We start from the raw sequence: 436 nt of genomic DNA, 5'->3' as shown, positions 1-436 counted from the left end.
AGCTTTTTTTACCATAACAGTACGATGACTGACTAGCTGACGTGCTTCTGCGCGAGTTGAGCCAAAGCCCATGCGATATACAACGTTGTCTAGACGGCTCTCAAGCATTGCTAGCAAGTTTTCACCAGTAGCGCCACGCTTACGAGCAGCTTCTTTATAGTAGTTCGCGAATTGACGCTCTAGTACACCATAAATACGCTTAACTTTTTGCTTTTCACGCAACTGTAGAGCATATTCTGAGGTCTTGTTACGGCTTACGCCATGCTGACCTGGTGGACGACCAGCTTTCTTCGTTTTTACGTCATACGGTTTAACGCCAGACTTAAGGCCTAAATCCGTACCTTCACGACGTGATAATTTCAGTTTTGGTCCAATATAGCGGGCCATTGTTATGTCTCCTATAAGCTTTTAGTATAAAAAGCTTCGTCTTTAATAT

General features: G+C 43.6%; 1 protein-coding gene. It reads right to left on the bottom strand.

The genetic code is table 11. The features are described 5' to 3' along the window. On the bottom strand, positions 1-387 hold a 387-nt coding region (gene rpsD / locus SB772_RS39210), incomplete at its 3' end, for a 30S ribosomal protein S4 (RefSeq protein ID WP_410838418.1). Positions 388-436: the final 49 nt, after the last annotated feature.

The sequence above is a fragment of the Paraburkholderia sp. SIMBA_030 genome, assembly GCF_046535245.1.
In the GTDB taxonomy this organism is placed as follows: domain Bacteria; phylum Pseudomonadota; class Gammaproteobacteria; order Burkholderiales; family Burkholderiaceae; genus Paraburkholderia.
Note: the sequence above shows the minus strand (reverse complement) of the source record. Positions and strands in the feature narration are given on the sequence as shown.